We start from the raw sequence: 17596 nt of genomic DNA on the forward strand, positions 1-17596 counted from the left end.
GTGCAGTTGAATGAGCGGGTGCGTGCTGGGCGGGTGGTGTCTCCTGTTCTGGTTGGGCGGGAGAAGGAGCTCGCCCGGCTCGTCGCGCTGGTCGCCGGGGCGCCCGCCGTGGCCGTCGTCGAGGGCGAGGCCGGCATCGGCAAGTCCAGGCTGACGGCCGAGCTGCTCGGCGGTCCCGCGGTGGCGGGCCTGCGGGTGCTGAGCGGGGCCTGCGTGCAGATCAGGGAGCCGTTCCCGCTGGGTCCCGTCGTCGAGGCGTTACGCGGACGGGCGGCCGAGCTGGACGGCGCGGCGCTGTCGCCGGTCGCCGGGGCGCTGCGCGAGCTGCTGCCCGAGCTGGCCGGGGTGCTGCCGGAGACGCCGCCGCCGCTCGACGACCGGGCGGCCGAGCGCCACCGCGTCTTCCGCGGCCTCGCCGAGGTGCTGACCGCGCTCGGCCCCGCCGTCCTGGCGGTGGAGGACCTGCACTGGGCCGACGGGCAGACGGTCGAGTTCCTGACGTACCTGATGTCCGTGCTGCCGGTGCTGCCCGGCGCGTTGCGGGTGGTGCTGACGTACCGCAGCGAGGAGGCGTCCGGGGCGGTGCGGGCGATCACGGCCCGCGCCCCCGACACGATCACGGCCGAGCACCTGGTGCTGCCGCCGCTCGACGCCGCCCAGACCCGGGTGATGGCCTCGGCGATCCTCGGGGCCGAGGAGGTGACGGCCGAGTTCGCCGAGCACCTGTGCGGGCGGGCGTCCGGCCTGCCGCTGGCCGTGCAGGAGCTGCTGGCGCTGCTGCGCGACCGCGGCACGCTGATCCGGTGGGAGGGCGGCTGGGCGCGGCGAGCGCTGGAGGAGCTGGACGTGCCGAGCGGCGTGCGCGCCTCGGTGCAGGAACGGGTGGCCCGGCTCTCCCCCGGCGCCAAGGAGGCGGCCGAGCGGGCCGCCGTGCTGCAGCTCCCGGTGCCCGTCGCCCTGCTGTCGGGGCCCGACGTCGGGGCGATCGACGAGGTGCTCGGCTCCGGGCTGTTCGCCGACACCGGCGGCCTGGTCGGGTTCCGCCACGTGCTGGCGGCGCAGGCGGTCTACGAGGCGATCCCGCTCGGCCGCCGGCAGGCCCTGCACGCCGCCGCCGCCGACACCGTACGGCAGCTGCGCCCGGTGCCGCTGGGCCGGCTGGCCCACCATCTGCGCCAGGCCGGCCGGGCCGGGCAGTGGGTGGCGGCCGCGATCGAGGCGGCCGAGCAGGCGTCCCGGCTGGGCGACGACGCGGAGGCCGCCCGCCTGCTGGAGGACGTCCTGCGCGGCGCCGACCTGCCCGCCGCCCGGCGGGCCGAGCTGACGGTGAAGCTGGGCTGGGCCGCGCTGGAGCTGCTGCGCCCGCCGCCGGTCGCCGACCTGGTCACCGGCGCGCTGGAGCAGGACGTGCCGCCCCCGGTGCGCGGCCACCTGCGCCTGCTGCTCGCGCTGCACCTGGAACGCACCCGCACCGACGGCGCCCGCATCGGCGAGGCGTTCGCGCGGGCCGCCGACGACCTGGCCGGCGAGCCGGGCCTGGCGGCGTGGGCCATGGCGGGGGTCGGCCGCCCGCCCAGCGGCCTGCCGCCGGAGGAGAGCAGGCAGTGGCTGGAGCGGGCTCTCGCGACGCTGCCCGCGGTCGCCGACCCGGCCATGCGGATGCTGGTGCTCGGCAAGATCGCGATGATCTTCGTGGTGATGGGCGACCCGCGCTGGGCCGTGCTCGCCGACGACCTGCTGCGGGAGACCGGCGGACGGCCGCTGCTGCGCCGCGAGGTCAACGCCTACCGCTCCATCGGGGGCGCGGCCCTGTTCAGCGGGCACCACCGGCGGGGCCGCCGCCTGCTGACCGCGGCGGTCGAGGAGGGCGCCGAGCCCGACCTGCGCGAGCGGCTGGAACTGCGCTGCCTGGTGAACCTGGCCGCGGCCGACTACTTCGAGGGCTCCTGGCAGGGCCTGCCGGCCAGGCTCCAGGAGCTGCGCGACCAGTTCGGCGACGAGCCGCACGAGCGCATCCTCGTCGACATCGTGACCGCCTGCCTGGCCGTGGTGCAGGGCCGCCAGGAGGCCGCGCTGCCGTCGTTGCTCGACGCCGCGGCCGAGGCCCGTACCCGGGGGCAGTACGACGACCTGGTGCTGCCGCTGGCGATGTCGCTGCGGCTGAGCGCGGCGCGGGGCGAGCCGGCGGCGGCGATCGAGGCGGCCGTCGAGGCGGGCCGTCACTGGGAGGCGAGCGAGTTGTGGCCGGTGGCGGTCCGCGCGCTGCCCGCGCTGACCGAGGCGCTGCTCGTGGCGGGCCGTCCCGGGGAGGCCGCCGACGTCGTCGCGCGGCACGCCGCCCGGCTGGCCGGGCGCGACGCGCCGCTGGCCGGGCCCGCGCTCGCGCAGGCCCACGGCCTGCTGGCGGCCGCCGGCGAGCAGTGGGCGCGGGCCGCGGCCGAGTTCACGGCCGCCGCCGACGCCTACGAGACGGTCCCGGCGCGGTACGAGGCCGCGCAGGCGAGCGAGCAGGCCGCCGCCTGCCTGTTCGCCCTCGACGATCCCGAGGCCGCCGTCCGGCTCGGGCGGGCCGTCGCGGTGTACGCCGGCCTCGGGGCGCGCTGGGACCTCGACCGCGCGACCGGGCTGGGCCGCAGGTGGGGCGTCCGCCCGGCGGCGCAGAGCGCGCCCGCGCAGGCGGGGAACGACCACGCCCTGTCGGCCCGGCAGGAGCAGGTGGCCCGGCTGGCGGCCGAGGGGCTGACCAACCAGGAGATCGCCAGGGAGCTGTTCCTGTCGCCGAAGACGGTGGACAAGCACGTCAGCGCGGCCATGCGCAAGGTGGGGGCGCGGTCGCGGACGGAACTGGCCCGCCACCTCCTCCCCAGCGACTGACCCCCAAAATGGGGATTTTTCCCCATAGGGCACCCCATACCCCACCCCCTACGTCTGCCACGACACTTTCGGCATGTCCGACACCATCCACGACCCCGACCGGCCGGACCCGGACGACCCGGCCCCCGACGTCCCCTCCCCGCACGAGGAGACCCCGGAGCCCCCCCGCCCGCCGGACGGCTTCGAACCCGTCTGACCCTTCCTGACGGCTTCGCACCCGTCTGGCCTCTCCCGGACGGCCATGACCCCGTCCGCACCCCTTACGGACGGTTCCTCCTGCCGGGCCATGAGCCCGCCGCCGTCCGAACCCCTCCCCCGCCAGAAAGGCCACCATGGCACTGCCCCGCCCCCCGCTGGCGCGCCGGACAGGCGTCCTGCTGACCGCGGTCACCGCGCTCGCCGGCGTGCTGACCGCCGGACCGGCGACCGCCGCGACACCGGACACCCCCGCCCCCGGCGCCCCCGCCACCCCGGCCGCCCCCACCGCGCCCGCAGCGCCCGCGCAGGCCGCCAAGGACGTCACCCTGTCCGGGGTGCGCGCCCAGAAGGTCGTCGTCACGCTGATCACGGGTGACAAGGTCCAGCTCACCCGGAACGCCGCCGGCCGCTACCGCGTCGAGCCGGCCCCCGGCACCCGCCAGGACGGCCGCCGCATCAACCTGTTCACCCAGTTCACCCCGGACGGCGTCTTCGTGCTGCCGGACGACGCGGTCTCCGCCGTCCAGGCCGGGCTGGTGGACAGGCGGCTGTTCGACGTCAAGTACCTGGCCGAGAACGGCTACTCCGACGAGGTGGCCAAGCGGCTGCCGGTCATCGTGCAGTACCCCGGCGACCAGGCCGAGGCCGCGGTCAGGCGCTCGGCCGCCGCCGTCCCGGCCAGCGAGCCCACCCGGACGCTGGAGAGCATCCACGCCTCCGCCCTCGACGTCACCAAGGCCGAGGCGGGCGCGTTCTGGGAGGCGGTGCGCGGCGGGCGGCCCGCCGGCGAGGGCCTGGCCAAGCCGCCCGGCACGCTGCGCGGCGGCATCGCCAAGCTGTGGCTGGACGCCAAGGTCAAGGCCGACCTGGACGTCAGCGTCCCGCAGATCGGCGCCCCCAAGGCGTGGGAACGCGGCCAGGACGGGACCGGCGTGAAGATCGCCGTCCTGGACACCGGCGCCGACACCGGCCACCCCGACCTGGCCGGCCGGATCGCCGACAGCAAGTCGTTCGTCCCCGACCAGCCCGTCCAGGACGGGCACGGGCACGGCACCCACGTCGCCTCGACCATCGCCGGCACCGGCGCGGCCTCGGGCGGCAGGTTCAAGGGCGTGGCCCCGGGCGCGCAGCTCGTCGTCGGCAAGGTGCTCGACAACACCGGCTCCGGCCAGGAGTCGTGGATCATCGAGGGCATGGAGTGGGCCGCGCGCAGCGGCGCCAAGGCCGTCAGCATGAGCCTCGGCGGCCCGCCCAGCGACGGCACCGACCCGCTCAGCCAGGCCGTGAACGACCTGACCGCCGAGACCGGCACGCTGTTCGTGGTCGCCGCGGGCAACCTGTACGAGGCCGAGACGATCAGCATGCCCGGCGCGGCCGACGCCGCGCTGACCGTGGCCGCCGTGGACAAGAGCGACAAGCTCGCCGCGTTCTCCAGCCGCGGGCCGCGTCCCGGCGGCGGGCTCAAGCCGGACATCGCCGCGCCCGGCGTGGACATCGTGGCCGCGCGGGCGGCCGGCACCGCCATGGGCTCCCCGGCGGACGACCACTACACCGGCGCCTCCGGCACCTCCATGGCCACGCCGCACGTGGCCGGCGCGGTCGCGATCATGGCGCAGCGGCACCCGGACTGGACGGCCCAGCAGCTCAAGGCCGCCCTGATGTCCACCTCCACGGACGACGGCTTCACCGTCTACGAGCAGGGCGCCGGCCGGGTGGACCTGGACCGCGCGACCCGGCAGCAGGTGTTCGCGACCAGCGGCGGCGTGGACTTCGGCCTGCTGGAGACCGGCAGCGCGGCGAAGACCGCCGAGATCTCCTACCGCAACCTGGGCGACCGGCCCGTCACGCTCACGCTGAAGGCGGCGATGGGCGCCGCGAAGCCGGTCCTCGCCGACGCGACGCTGACCGTCCCCGCCGGCGGCACCGCCGCCACCACCGTCACCCTGGACCCGGCCGAGCTGCCCGTCGGCACCTACAGCGGGGCCGTGACGGCCGAGGCGGACGGCGTCCGGCTGACCACGCCGCTCGGCGCGGTGCGGGACGTCCCCAAGTACGACCTGACCATCCACACCGTGGACCGGGACGGCAAGCCGCGCACCCCGTCGGCCATGAGCGTCCTGGACGTCGACGGCAACAAGGGCGAGCTCGGCCCCAACCGCATCGACGACGTGGGCCTGGTGGTGAGCCGGGTCCCGGCCGGCACCGTCAGCCTGCTGCAGGTGCTCGACTGGGTGGACGCCGACGACCGCGCCAACCGGGCCTGGCTGTTCGAGCCCGAGCTGACCGTCACCGGCGACACGGAGATCACCCTCGACGCCCGCAAGGCCACCGAGGTCAGCTTCGGCGCGCCGAAGACCGCGCAGCCGCTGAACAACACCTACGACGTCTTCTTCCAGCGCTCCCTGCCCAACGGCAAGGTCTTCGGCGGCACGCTGCTGTCCGGCCGCCCGCTCGGCGGCTGGGAGAAGGTGTGGGCGCTGCCGACGAAGAAGGTCACCAAGGGCGGCTTCCGCTTCGCCGGCCAGTGGGAGCTGGGCGTTCCCGAGGTCACCATGACCATGCGCACGCCGAGGCGCACGACCCTGCACCCGGTCTCCCGGGTCCACACGATCGACTCCGGCGAGATCCACCCGGGGTACGTCCCGTTCGAGGGCACCAAGGACCTGCGGGTGGTCGACGCCGGCAAGGGCCGTCCCGAGGACCTTGTGGGCAAGGACCTGCGCGGCGCGCTCGTGCTGATCGACGCCGAGCCCGCCGAGGGCATCTTCGGGGTGGCGTGCGGCCTCCAGATCGAGCGGGTGGGCCCGATCAGGGACGCGGGCGCCGCGGGCGTCCTGGCCTTCAACGAGAAGGCGTCCCTGTGCCCGATCCCGCTGCCCATCTCGCAGAAGCCGTTCAGCGGCCCGTTCCAGCCGGTCGGCATCCCCGTCGCCTACGTCTCCAACGCCGAGGGCCGCAAGATCCGCGGGGAGGCCGGCCGGGGCGCGGTGACCGTCCGGGTCGAGGGCACGCCGAACACGCCGTACTCGTACGTGTTCCGGCCGTCCGTGGACGGGCGCGTCCCCGCCTCGATGCGGTACGAGGTGACCGAGCGCCGGCTCCACCAGGTCGACCTCGACGTGCACGCCGGGCCGTACACGAAGTACATGAACTGGCGGGCCTCGTGGCGGACCGACGACATCTCCTACACGACGACCAACACCAACATCCTGCAGTGGCCGGTCCCGCTGCCCGAGCGCAGGACGCAGTGGGTCTGGCCGCTCGACCCCGAGCTCGTGAGCGAGGCGGGCCTGTCCGCGCTGGTCGCGTCCGCGCCCGGCGAGGAGGTCCAGGAGACCCGCTACCGGCACGAGGTGTTCGACCGGCCCGGCACCACCGTCCAGAAGTGGTTCGCCACGCCGAGCACGCCGGGCGCCTCGACGGCCTCCGACAAGCTGTACGCGCTCGGCGGCCCCGCGGACGCGCCCCCGCTCAAGCAGCTCGTGATCGGCGTGCCGTGCGCGATCTGCGTGCACGACGGCAACCTGTGGGTGACGCCGTCCATGGTCAACGGGGTCGGGGACCGGCGTGACGACGGCGTCGCGTTCGGCGACCTGATCCCCCAGTACGAGCTGCACCTGTACCGCGACGGCAAGGAGCTGCCGAACGCCCCGCTGCCGGGCTTCGACACGCTGCCGCGCTACCCGCTGCCCAAGGAGCCGGGCGCCTACCGGCTGACGGCCAGGAACGCCCTGTCGGACATCGAGTGGACGTTCACCGCGCCGCCGTCCAAGGAGCAGCTCAGGCCGGGCGCCAACTGCTACGCCTGGTTCGTCGACGGGCTGGTCGAGCAGTGCCGCACCACCCCCGCGGTCTACGTCAGCTACGACCTCGGTGACACCCTGTCGGCCGGCAACACCGTCGCGGCCGGGCGCAGGCACACGTTCGAGCTGGAGGCCTACCACGGGCCGTCGGCGGCGAGGATGCCGGCGATCGCGGGCGTGCGGCTGTGGACCAGCACCGACGACGGCGCCACCTGGCAGCCCGCCGACCTCCGGCGGGGCCGGGACGGTGTCTACACCGCCGGCGCGAAGTACCCGGCCTACCGCGCCACCAAGGGCGCGGTGAGCCTGAAGGTGGAGGCGTGGGACGCGGCGGGCAACCGCCTCAGGCAGACCACCCTGCGCGCCTTCAACCTCCGCTGACCCCGGCGACCGCGGCCGCCTGGTGGGCGGCCGCGGTCTCCTCCCCGCTCCCCGGCAGGCCGTACGGCGGTGCGCGGCCCGTTCCCCTGCCGGTGTGCTCATGGCGGTACGGTGAGCACCCGGCGGCGTACGGCCACCGGGACGGAAAGCGAAGGGAACCCCGCGCCATGAACGCCACCGGACGGGACAAGGGCCCGGCGGCGGCCTGGCGGCGGGCCCGCGACCGGCACGGCTGGCTCGACCACCTGTCCCGCGCCGTGCTGCGCTACGACAAGGCCGACGGCGGCCGGTTGTCGGCGGCCCTGACCTACTACTCCTTCTTCGCCACCTTCGCCCTGGCCCTGCTGGCGTTCGGCATCCTCGGCCACGTCATGGACGACCCGACGGTCCTCGCCACGGTCCAGCACTACCTGAGCGAGAACTTCCCGCGCCTCGACGTCCAGGCGTTACGGGAGGCCGGGGGCACGGCCGGCGCGGTGGCCTTCGTCGCGCTGCCGATGACCGGGCTGTTCTGGATGGACACCCTGCGCTCGGCCACCCGGGCGATGTGGGGGCTGGAGGAGTATCCGGGGCGGTTCTTCCTGCGCCAGCTCATCGACCTGGGCGTGATGGCCGGGCTCGGGATGCTGCTCGCCCTGTCGCTGGCCGTCGCCTTCGCCGCCGAGCGGCTGCTGACCTGGCTGGCCGTGCTCACCGTGGGCGTCGAGGCCCTTCCGGCCCAGTGGGTGCTCACCGCGGCCGGGATCGTGCTCGGCCTCGGCGTGAACACGCTGCTGGCGATGGCGCTGCTGACCGCGCCGCCCCGGCTGCGGGTGCCGCTGCGCCGCGTGATCGGCCCGGCGCTGGTGATCACCGCCGGGCTGGAGATCCTCAAGACGATCGGGCAGGTCTACGTCAACCTCACCGCGGCCAATCCCGCCTACCGGGTGGTGGCGGGCGCGGCGGGCATGCTGCTGTTCCTGAAGGTGCTCAACCAGCTCATCCTGTTCGCCACCGCCCTGACGGCGACCGGCACGTCGGGCCACGTCAAGGATCTGGCCGTGCGGCGGGCCCGTTGACAGGGTAACCAACCAAGCGCATGCTCGTTTCGGCGAGGGGGCCGACCGGCTCTCCCCTGTCGAAGGGATCACCGATGCGACCAGCCTCACCGGCCTCCGACGACCTCACCCCCCGCGGCCGCAGCCGCCGTACCCTGCTCATTGCGGGCGGGATCCTGGTCACCGGCGCGGCGCTCGGCCAGGACCCGGCCTACGCCGAGGCCGACTACGACGTGGTGGTGGTCGGCTCCGGGGCCGCCGGGATGACCGCCGCCCTCACCGCCGCCAAGCGCGGCCTGAGCACCGTCGTGCTGGAGAAGGCGCCGACGTTCGGCGGGTCGGCGGCGCGGTCGGGGGCGGGCATCTGGATCCCGTGCAACGAGGTGATCCTGGCCGCCGGGGTGCCGGACACGCCCGCCAAGGCGGCGGCGTACCTGGCGCGGGTGGTGGGCGACACCGTCCCGGCCGCGCGGCAGCAGGCGTTCCTGGACGCGGGACCGCAGATGATCTCGTTCGTGACGCGCAACAGCCCGCTGCGCTTCCGGTTCATGGAGGGGTACTCCGACTACTACCCGGAGTTCCCGGGCGGGATGCCGAACGGCCGGTCCATCGAGCCCGACCAGTTCGACGGCAACCTCCTCGGCCCGGAGCTGGCCCGGCTGAACCCGCCGTACATGGCGACCCCGGCGGGCATGGTCGTCTTCAGCGCCGACTACAAGTGGCTGACGCTCGCCCTGGTCAACCCGAAGGGCGCGGAGGTGTCGGCGGCGTGCCTGCTGCGGGGCACGCAGGCGGCGCTGCGCGGCGAGAAGCCGCTGACCATGGGACAGGCGCTGGCCGCCGGGCTGCGTGCCGGGCTGCTGGCCGCCGGGGTGCCGGTGTGGCTGAACACCCCGCTGCTCGGCCTGCACGTCGAGAGCGGCCGGGCGGCCGGCGTCGTCACCCCGGCCGGGGTGGTCAGGGCCAGGCGCGGGGTGATCGTCGCATCGGGCGGGTTCGAGCACAGCGCGGCGATGCGGGCCGAGTTCCAGCGCCAGCCCATCGGGACGAGCTGGACGGTCGGCGCCAAGGAGAACACCGGCGACGGCATCGAGGCCGGCGAGCAGGCCGGCGGCGCGCTGGACCTGATGGACGACGCCTGGTGGGGGCCGGTGATCCCGCTGCCCGGCGAGCCGTACTTCTGCCTGGCCGAGCGGACCCTGCCGGGCTGCGTGATCGTCAACGGCGCCGGCCGGCGCTTCGTCAACGAGGCCGCGCCCTACAGCGACGTCGTGCACGTCATGTACGACCGCAACACCCCGTCCGACCCGCACATCCCCGCCTGGCTGATCATCGACCAGCAGTACCGCAACAAGTACCTGTTCAAGGACATCGCGCCGCTGCTGCCCTTCCCCGACTCCTGGTACGACAGCGGCGCCGTGTTCAGGGCCCCGACGATCGAGCAGCTCGCCCGCAGGATCGGGGTGCCGGAGGCCGCCCTGCGCGCCACGGTCACCCGCTTCAACGGGTTCGCCCTGGCCGGGCGGGACGCCGACTTCCACCGCGGCGACAGCGCCTACGACCACTACTACGCCGACCCGTACGTCCGGCCGAACCCGTGCCTGGCGCCGCTCTGGCTGCCGCCGTTCTACGCCTTCAAGATCGTCCCTGGCGACCTGGGCACCAAGGGCGGCCTGCGCACCGACGCCCGCGCGCGCGTCCTGCGCGCCGACGGCTCGATGATCCCCGGCCTGTACGCCGCCGGGAACGCCAGCGGCGCCGTCATGGGCCACAGCTACGCGGGCTCGGGCTCGACCATCGGACCGGCCATGACCTTCGGCTACGTGGCCGCGAACGACCTGGCCGGCGGCTGACCGTCAGTCGGCCGTGTAGCTGATCGACCGGACGTCGTAGCCCCTCGCCGCGGAGCCGCGGACGTGCATGAACATCGCGCCGCCCTCGTAGGACCAGGCGCACGCGTAGCCCTTCGGCTCCTTGGCGCAGCCCTGGAAGTGGTGGGTGACGCCGCGCGGGTCGTATGTGACCCGGAACAGCGTCCGCACCGCGCCCTCGGCGCCGACCTCCAGGGCGGCGTACCGGTCGCCGCGCCGCCAGGCGGCGAACAGGCGCCCGGCCGCGTCGGACGGCCGCACGACGTGCCGGGACAGGTAGACCTTGGTGACCTTGGAGCCGGTCACGGTCATCGCGATGCCGTTGAGGCCGCCGGGCACGCGCACGCTGGTGTGCACGTACCGGCACACGCCGCGCGAGCAGCCGTCGAACCGGTCGGGCGCGCGGTAGGCGTAGCCGAAGATCGTGCGCACCGCGGCGGGGGTGGCGACCCCGGCCGCGGCGGCGCGGTCGCCGGCCAGCCACGCGCGGAACAGCTTGCCCGCCACCTTGCCGGGCGCGGGCGCGGCGGCGAGCGCGGGAGCGGCCGGGAGGCCGAGCGTCAGCGTGGCGGTCGCCGCGAGGGCGGCGCCGCCGAGAAGCAGTCGTCTGGACACGCCCCCGACGTTAGGACCCATCCCTTGCGCAGGGATTGCTCCCGACTTGCAACCCTTACCCCCGCACACCGGCGGCGCAGCGGGCGGACGGCCGTCGCGCCGGCCGCGCACCGGGGCGGCTGCTCAGCGTGACGAGCTGTTCACGGATGACAAGCGGGGATCGTACAGTGTCAGGATGACGGTCGAGATCACGTGGTCGCGGCGGCGCGCGGCGACCGGCCGGGGCTCGCCGTCGCCCGCGCACATGACGTAGCCGTCATCCTCACGGACGAGAAGGACCACCCCCATGGCTCAGATCAGTCCCCCCAGCCCGCCCGAGGCCGGCAGCGGCCAGCCCAGCCTGAAGCGCGTGATGGGCCCCGGCCTGTTGCTGCTGTTCATCGTCGGCGACATCCTCGGCACCGGCATCTACGCCCTGACCGGCCAGGTCGCCGGCGAGGTGGGCGGCGCGGCCTGGCTGCCCTTCACGATCGCCTTCGTCGTCGCGCTGATCACCGCCTGCTCCTACCTGGAGCTGGTCACCAAGTATCCGGAGGCCGCGGGCGCCGCCCTCTACGTGCACAAGGCGTTCGGCAAGCACGCGCTGACGTTCCTGGTGTGCTTCGCGGTGATGTGCTCGGGCATCACGTCGGCGTCGGCGGCCTCGCGGGCCTTCGCCGCCAACCTCGCCACCGGGTTCGGCCTCGACGCGGGCAACGGCGTCATCCTGCTGATCGCCGTGGCGTTCATGCTGCTGATCCTGGCCGTCAACCTGCGCGGCGTCGGCGAGAGCGTCAAGCTCAACGTCGTGCTCACCGCGGTCGAGCTGTCGGGGCTGCTGATGGTCATCGTGCTCAGCGGGTACTTCATCTCCGGCGGCCACGCCGACTTCTCCCGCGTCGTCGCCTTCGAGACGCCCGCCGACAAGGGCGTGTTCCTGGCCGTCAGCGCCGCGACGTCGCTGGCCTTCTTCGCCATGGTCGGCTTCGAGGACTCCGTCAACATGGCCGAGGAGACCAAGAACCCGACCCGGATCTTCCCGCGCATGATGTTCGCGGGCATCGGCATCACCGGGGTGATCTACGTCCTCGTGTCGATCTGCGCGGTCGCCGTCGTCCCGGTCGGGCAGCTCGCCGCCAGCGAGACGCCGCTGGTCACGGTGGTCCAGACGGCGGCCCCGGGCGTGCCGATCGCCTCGCTGCTGCCGTTCATCTCGATGTTCGCCGTCGCGAACTCGGCGCTGATCAACATGCTGATGGCCAGCCGGCTGCTGTACGGCATGAGCAAGCAGGGCGTGCTGCCGCCGTTCCTGTCGGCGGTCCACGCCACCCGGCGCACGCCGCACGCGGCGATCCTGTTCACCACGGTGATCGCCGTCGGCCTCATCACGTTCGTCTCGCTGGTCCCCGACAGCCCGGTGGTGGCGCTGCTGGGCGGCACGACCTCGCTGCTGCTGCTGGCCGTCTTCGCGGCGGTCAACGTGGCGGTCCTCGTCCTGCGCCGGGACGTCACCGGCGCCGAGCACTTCAACGCGGGCCGCGTGCTGCCCGTCGTGGGCACGGTAACCTGCCTCTACCTGGTGCTGCCGTGGTCCTCCGGGCGTCCGGCGGGCCAGTACGAGATCGCCGGGATCCTGCTGGTGATCGGCGTGGTCCTCTGGGCGGCGTCCTGGTCGTCGGCCAGGCGCAGGGCGGCCCGGCGACCTTAAGCCCGGCGGAAGCGGACCGTAAGCATGCTCCGGCACGCTGGGAACCACACAGAGCGGAACCGGAAAGGACATCTCACATGCGCAAGGTCAAGCTGCAGCTCCAGATCACCACGGACGGCTTCGTGGGCGGACCCGGCGGCGAGATGGACTGGGTCACGTTCCCCTGGACCGACGACATCAACGCGCACGTCGCGGCGATCTGGGAGCCGGTCGACACGATCGTGCTGGGCCGCAAGCTGGCCGAGGGCTTCATCCCGGCCTGGGAGTCGCGGCCGGCGGGCGAGACCGAGGAGGGCATCGACAAGATGATCAACACTCCGAAGGTCGTCATCTCCCGCAGCCTCACCGAGTCGCCCTGGAAGAACGCCGTCGTGGCGGGCGGCGACCCGGCCGAGACCGTCGGCGAGCTGAAGGCGAAGCCCGGCGGCGACGTGATGGTGGCCGGCGGCGCCTCGATCGGCAGGCAGCTGATCTCGCGGGGGCTGATCGACGAGCTGCACCTGTTCGTCAACCCGGTCGCGATCGGGGCCGGGCTGCCGCTGTTCCCGGCGGGCGAGGGTTACCACCGGCTGCGCCTGGTCGGCGCGCGCGCGTTCGACTGCGGTGTGGTGGGCCTGCACTACGAGCCGGAACGGTCCTGAGCCGTCCGCCCTTCACCGTGGCGGGCCGTGAACCGCGGAAGGCGAAAGAGAGCACGTGCCCGGGAATGGCCTCCCGGGCACTTCGCTTTTTGGTCAGAACGTTCCTGACCAGGAGATAGTCCGTCCGTCAACGACGGCGAAAGCGAAGGCCCGGGAGAATGGCGGTCAGTCCACCTCGACGGCGGCCTGGGCGAACTGGGCGGAGTAGAGGCGGGCGTAGGCGCCGCCCGCCGCCAGGAGGGCCTCGTGGGTGCCCTGCTCGACGATTCGGCCCTCCTCCATGACCAGAATGAGGCTGGCGTCGCGGATCGTGGACAGGCGGTGGGCGATCACGAAGCTGGTCCGGCCCTCGCGCAGCGAGCTCATCGCCCGCTGGATGAGCACCTCGGTACGCGTGTCGACCGAGCTGGTGGCCTCGTCCAGGATGAGGATCGCCGGCTCGGACAGGAACGCGCGGGCGATCGTGATGAGCTGCTTCTCCCCCGCGCTGACCGTGGCGCCCTCCTCGTCGATCACCGTGTCGTAGCCGTCGGGCAGCGTGTGCGCGATGCGGTCGACGTGGGCGGCGCGGGCGGCGGCCTCGATGCGCTCGCGGCTGGCGCCCTCGGCCCCGTAGCCGATGTTCTCGGCGATCGTGCCGCCGAACAGCCAGGTGTCCTGGAGCACCATGCCGATGTCGGCGCGCAGCTCCTCCCTGGACATCTCGGCCGTGTCGACGCCGTCGAGGGTGATGCGGCCGCCGGTCACCTCGTAGAAACGCATGATGAGGTTGACCAGCGTCGTCTTGCCCGCTCCCGTGGGGCCGACGATGGCCACGGTCTGGCCGGGCTCCACGGTCAGCGAGAGGTTCTCGATCAGCGGCCGGTCGGGGGCGTAGCGGAAGGAGACGTTCTCGAACGCCACGCGCCCCCGCAGCTCGGCGGGACGGGCCGGCTCGGCCGGCTCGGCCGACTGCTCGGGCGCCTCCAGCAGCTCGAAGACCCGCTCGGCCGAGGCGACGCCCGACTGGACGAGGTTCGCCATGCCGGCCACCTGGGTCAGCGGCTGGCTGAACTGCCGGGAGTACTGGATGAACGCCTGCACGTCGCCCAGCGAGATCGCCCCCGACGCCACCTTGAACCCGCCGACGACGGCGACCAGCACGTAGTTGACGTTGCCGATGAACATCATCGCCGGCTGGATGACGCCGGAGATGAACTGGGCGCGGAAGCTGGAGGCGTACAGGGCCTGGTTGTGCTCCTCGAAGGTGGCGGCGGCCTCCTGCTGGCGGCCGAAGACCTTGACCAGGGTGTGGCCGCCGTACATCTCCTCGATGTGGCCGTTGAGCTTGCCGGTGGACGACCACTGCTTGACGAACTGCGGCTGCGACCGCTTGCCGACCACGGCGGTGACGTAGACCGAGACGGGCACCGTGACCAGGGCGATGAGCGCCAGGACCGGCGAGATCCAGAACATCACCACCAACACGCCCACGACGGTCAGCACCGAGGAGATGAGCTGGCTCATGGTCTGCTGGAGGGTCTGGGCGATGTTGTCGGTGTCGTTGGTGGCGCGGCTGAGGATCTCGCCGCGCGGCTGACCGTCGAAGTAGCTGAGCGGCAGCCGCGCCAGCTTGGCCTCGATCCGCTCGCGCAGCCGGGACGCCGCCCGCTGGACGATGGTCGTCGTGAGCCGGAACTGCGCGATGCCGAGCAGCGCCGCCACCACGTAGATCGCCAGCACCCAGCCCAGGACGTGGGCCAGGGCGGTGAAGTCGATGCCCTGGCCGGGCACGACGTTCATCGAGGCGACCATGTCGGCGAAGTTGGCCTCGCCCTTGGCCCGCAGGCCCGCCACGGCCTGCTCCTTGGTGAGCCCGGGGGTCAGCCGGGCGCCGATGATGCCGGAGAAGATCAGGTCGGTGGCGTGGCCGAGGATCTTGGGCCCGGTGACGGTGAGCGCGACGCTGGCCGTGCCGAGCGCCAGCACGACGCCGAGCATCGCGCGTTCGGGCCGCAGCAGGCGCAGGATCCTGCGCAGCGTGCCGCCGAAGTCGAGCGCCTTCTCGGCCGGCCCGGCCATCATCCTGCCCGGCCCGAAGGCGGGCTGCGGGCGGCGCGCGGGTGCCTGGGCGGTCATGCCGCGGCCTCCTGTTCGGTGAGCTGGGACAGCACGATCTCGCGGTAGGTCGGGCAGGTCTCCATGAGCTCGGCGTGGTCGCCGCTGCCCACCACCCGTCCCTCGTCGAGCACGAGGATGAGGTCGGCGTCGCGGATCGTGTTCACCCGCTGGGCGACGATGACGATCGTGGCGTCGGCGATCTCCTCGGCCAGGGCGGCCCGCAGGCGGGCGTCGGTGGCGTAGTCGAGGGCGGAGAAGGAGTCGTCGAACAGGTAGATCTCGGGCCGGTGCACGAGGGTCCTGGCGATGGCCAGGCGCTGGCGCTGGCCGCCGGAGACGTTCGTGCCTCCCTGGGAGATCGGCTCGTCCAGGCCGCCGGGCATCGCCTCGACGAACTCGCGGGCCTGGGCGATCTCCAGGGCCCGCCACAGCTCCTCGTCGGTGGCGCCGGGCCGGCCGTAGCGCAGGTTGGAGGCCACGGTGCCGGAGAACAGGTAGGGCGACTGCGGGACCAGGCCGACCGCGCGGGACAGCGCCGCCGGGTCGAGGTCGCGGACGTTGACGCCGTCCACCAGCACGTCGCCGGCGGTCGCGTCGAACAGCCGCGGGACGAGGTTGAGCAGCGTGGTCTTGCCGCTGCCGGTGCTGCCGATGATCGCGGTGGTCCGGCCCGGCCGCGCGGCGAAGCTCACCCCGCACAACACCGGGTCCGCCGCGCCCGGGTAGCGGAAGTCGACCGACCGCAGCTCCAGCTCGCCGCGGTGGCCGTCGGGGATGACGGGGTTCGCGGGCGGGTCGACGGTCGAATCGGTGCCGAGCACGTCCTCGATGCGCTCGGCGCAGACCTCGGCGCGCGGGATCATCATGAACATGAACATGGCCATCATCACCGACATCAGGATCTGCATCAGGTAGGAGATGACCGCGGTCAGCGCGCCGACCTGCATGGCGCCGTCGGCGATGCGGTGGCCGCCGAACCAGATGACGGCGACGCTGGAGACGTTCACGACCAGCATGACCGAGGGGAACATCAGCGCCATCAGCCGGCCGACCCGCAGCGAGACGTCGGTGAGCCGGTCGTTGGCCACGCCGAAGCGCTCGCGCTCGTGCCGGTCGCGGACGAACGCCCGGATGACCCGGATGCCGGTGATCTGCTCGCGCAGCACCTGGTTGATCCGGTCGATGCGCTCCTGCATGGTGCGGAACAGCGGCCGCATCCGCCAGACGACCAGGCCGACGATGACGATCATCACCGGCAGCACGACGAGCAGCAGCGACGACAGCGCGGTGTCCTGGCGCAGCGCCAGCACGATGCCGCCGACGCACATGATCGGCGCGGCCACCATCATCGTGAACGTCATCAGCACGAGCAGCTGCACCTGCTGCACGTCGTTGGTGGTCCGGGTGATCAGCGACGGCGCCCCGAACCTGTTCACCTCCTGCGCCGAGAAGCCCTGCACGCGGTGGAAGATCGCGGCGCGCAGGTCGCGGCCGAGGGCCATCGACGTCCTGGCGCCGTAGTAGACGGCGACGATCGAGCAGACGATCTGGACGAACGTCACGCCGAGCATCACCAGCCCGACGCGCATGATGTAACCGGTGTCGCCGGTGATGACGCCGTGGTCGATGATGTCGGCGTTGAGTGTCGGGAGATAGAGCGTGGCCAGTGTCTGCACGAACTGGAAGAGGACCACGAGGGTGATCTCCTTCCCGTACGGCCTGAGCTGGACCCGCAGCAGGCGGAGCAGCATCAACGGACGCTTTCTGTGATGGGGGCGCGGTAGGAGGGCAGCAGCAGCCCGTCGAGCAGCACGGAGACGAGCTCGTCGTCGTCCATGTCGCCGAAGTCGTCGGACAGGCCGAAACCGCGGTGGACGCTCACCGAGACGAGCATGAGCAGCAGTTGCGCGGTGGCCATGGGCGAGCGGCGCAGGTGGTCGCGGTCGGGCTCGACGAGGGCGGCGAGCGCGGCGGTGATGCGGGCGCGGCTGTCCATCATGTGCTCGCGGAACTCGGCGTCCTCGGCCATGTGTTCGCGGGGCACGGCGATGAGGTTGACGTTGGCCTTCATGCCGGCCCGCAGCAGCGACGCCGCCTCACGCAGCCGGGCGCGCAGCCCGCCGGCGACGCCGATGGCGGCGAGCGCCTCCTCGGCCGGACGGGGGTCGAACGCGCTCATCAGGGCCGCGCGCAGCAGCGTGGCCTTGTCGGGGAAGACGCCGAAGATCGTGCCCTCGGCCACGCCCGCCGCCTCGGCGATCTGGCGGGTGCTGACGGCGGTGCCGTGCGCGCGCAGCAGGGGGACGGTGGCCTCGATGAGGGCGGCACGGCGGTCTTCGGGCGCCATCGCGGGCACCCGTCGCCTCTTGGTCATGCGGACGAGCGTAAT

Annotated in this window: 11 protein-coding genes; 7 read left to right on the forward strand and 4 right to left on the reverse strand. The window is 73.3% G+C overall.

The window, feature by feature from the left end; all coding sequences use genetic code 11:
• The first annotated feature begins 33 nt into the window (after positions 1–33).
• From AB0J76_RS27770 to kstD, 5 genes are all read left to right on the forward strand, one after another.
• Positions 34–2874 carry an AAA family ATPase gene (locus tag AB0J76_RS27770; protein ID WP_352326855.1) on the forward strand — a complete coding sequence of 947 codons (2841 nt, stop codon included), beginning with the start codon at positions 34–36 and terminating at the stop codon, positions 2872–2874.
• A 73-nt stretch (positions 2875–2947) separates the two neighbouring features.
• Positions 2948–3070, forward strand: coding sequence for a hypothetical protein (locus tag AB0J76_RS27775; protein ID WP_352326856.1), 123 nt, complete (start codon positions 2948–2950; stop codon positions 3068–3070).
• Between the two features lie 136 nt (positions 3071–3206).
• On the forward strand, positions 3207–7256 hold the full coding sequence (locus tag AB0J76_RS27780) for a S8 family serine peptidase (RefSeq protein WP_352326857.1): 4050 nt from the start codon (positions 3207–3209) through the stop codon (positions 7254–7256).
• A 167-nt stretch (positions 7257–7423) separates the two neighbouring features.
• Positions 7424–8314, forward strand: a complete 891-nt coding sequence (locus AB0J76_RS27785) for a YihY/virulence factor BrkB family protein (RefSeq protein WP_364390878.1) — start codon at positions 7424–7426, stop codon at positions 8312–8314.
• A gap of 74 nt (positions 8315–8388) precedes the next feature.
• The gene (kstD, locus tag AB0J76_RS27790; protein WP_352323760.1) at positions 8389–10146 is read left to right on the forward strand and encodes a 3-oxosteroid 1-dehydrogenase; all 1758 of its coding nucleotides are present in this window, start codon (positions 8389–8391) and stop codon (positions 10144–10146) included.
• Between the two features lie 3 nt (positions 10147–10149).
• On the opposite strand, the gene AB0J76_RS27795 is transcribed toward kstD, so the two are convergent.
• Positions 10150–10779 carry a hypothetical protein gene (locus AB0J76_RS27795; RefSeq protein ID WP_352323759.1) on the reverse strand — a complete coding sequence of 210 codons (630 nt, stop codon included), beginning with the start codon at positions 10777–10779 and terminating at the stop codon, positions 10150–10152.
• A gap of 286 nt (positions 10780–11065) precedes the next feature.
• On the opposite strand from AB0J76_RS27795, the gene AB0J76_RS27800 reads away from it, so the two are divergent.
• The gene (locus AB0J76_RS27800) at positions 11066–12466 is read left to right on the forward strand and encodes an APC family permease (protein WP_352323758.1); all 1401 of its coding nucleotides are present in this window, start codon (positions 11066–11068) and stop codon (positions 12464–12466) included.
• A gap of 77 nt (positions 12467–12543) precedes the next feature.
• Positions 12544–13107, forward strand: coding sequence for a dihydrofolate reductase family protein (locus AB0J76_RS27805; RefSeq protein WP_352323757.1), 564 nt, complete (start codon positions 12544–12546; stop codon positions 13105–13107).
• A 165-nt stretch (positions 13108–13272) separates the two neighbouring features.
• On the opposite strand, the gene AB0J76_RS27810 is transcribed toward AB0J76_RS27805, so the two are convergent.
• The 3 genes from AB0J76_RS27810 to AB0J76_RS27820 are packed head-to-tail and all read right to left on the reverse strand — an operon-like array spanning position 13273 to position 17581.
• Positions 13273–15225, reverse strand: coding sequence for an ABC transporter ATP-binding protein (locus AB0J76_RS27810; protein WP_352323756.1), 1953 nt, complete (start codon positions 15223–15225; stop codon positions 13273–13275).
• The gene (locus tag AB0J76_RS27815; RefSeq protein WP_352323755.1) at positions 15222–16958 is read right to left on the reverse strand and encodes an ABC transporter ATP-binding protein; all 1737 of its coding nucleotides are present in this window, start codon (positions 16956–16958) and stop codon (positions 15222–15224) included. Before AB0J76_RS27815 ends, AB0J76_RS27810 begins: the two co-directional genes overlap by 4 nt.
• The gene (locus tag AB0J76_RS27820) at positions 16958–17581 is read right to left on the reverse strand and encodes a helix-turn-helix domain-containing protein (RefSeq protein ID WP_352323754.1); all 624 of its coding nucleotides are present in this window, start codon (positions 17579–17581) and stop codon (positions 16958–16960) included. The genes AB0J76_RS27815 and AB0J76_RS27820 overlap by 1 nt, the downstream gene beginning before the upstream one ends.
• Between the last annotated feature and the right edge of the window lie 15 nt (positions 17582–17596).

The organism is Nonomuraea sp. NPDC049624 (assembly GCF_040675255.1).
Lineage (GTDB): Bacteria > Actinomycetota > Actinomycetes > Streptosporangiales > Streptosporangiaceae > Nonomuraea.

Bases quoted from the DNA above. Each gene is read 5' to 3' on its own strand.
- AB0J76_RS27780 (WP_352326857.1), top strand. From the start codon at position 3,207: ATGGCACTGCCCCGCCCCCCGCTGGCGCGCCGGACAGGCGTCCTGCTG.
- AB0J76_RS27820 (WP_352323754.1), bottom strand. From the start codon at position 17,581: ATGACCAAGAGGCGACGGGTGCCCGCGATGGCGCCCGAAGACCGCCGT.
- AB0J76_RS27815 (WP_352323755.1), bottom strand. From the start codon at position 16,958: ATGCTGCTCCGCCTGCTGCGGGTCCAGCTCAGGCCGTACGGGAAGGAG.
- AB0J76_RS27810 (WP_352323756.1), bottom strand. From the start codon at position 15,225: ATGACCGCCCAGGCACCCGCGCGCCGCCCGCAGCCCGCCTTCGGGCCG.
- AB0J76_RS27800 (WP_352323758.1), top strand. From the start codon at position 11,066: ATGGCTCAGATCAGTCCCCCCAGCCCGCCCGAGGCCGGCAGCGGCCAG.
- AB0J76_RS27785 (WP_364390878.1), top strand. From the start codon at position 7,424: ATGAACGCCACCGGACGGGACAAGGGCCCGGCGGCGGCCTGGCGGCGG.
- AB0J76_RS27775 (WP_352326856.1), top strand. From the start codon at position 2,948: ATGTCCGACACCATCCACGACCCCGACCGGCCGGACCCGGACGACCCG.
- AB0J76_RS27805 (WP_352323757.1), top strand. From the start codon at position 12,544: ATGCGCAAGGTCAAGCTGCAGCTCCAGATCACCACGGACGGCTTCGTG.
- kstD (WP_352323760.1), top strand. From the start codon at position 8,389: ATGCGACCAGCCTCACCGGCCTCCGACGACCTCACCCCCCGCGGCCGC.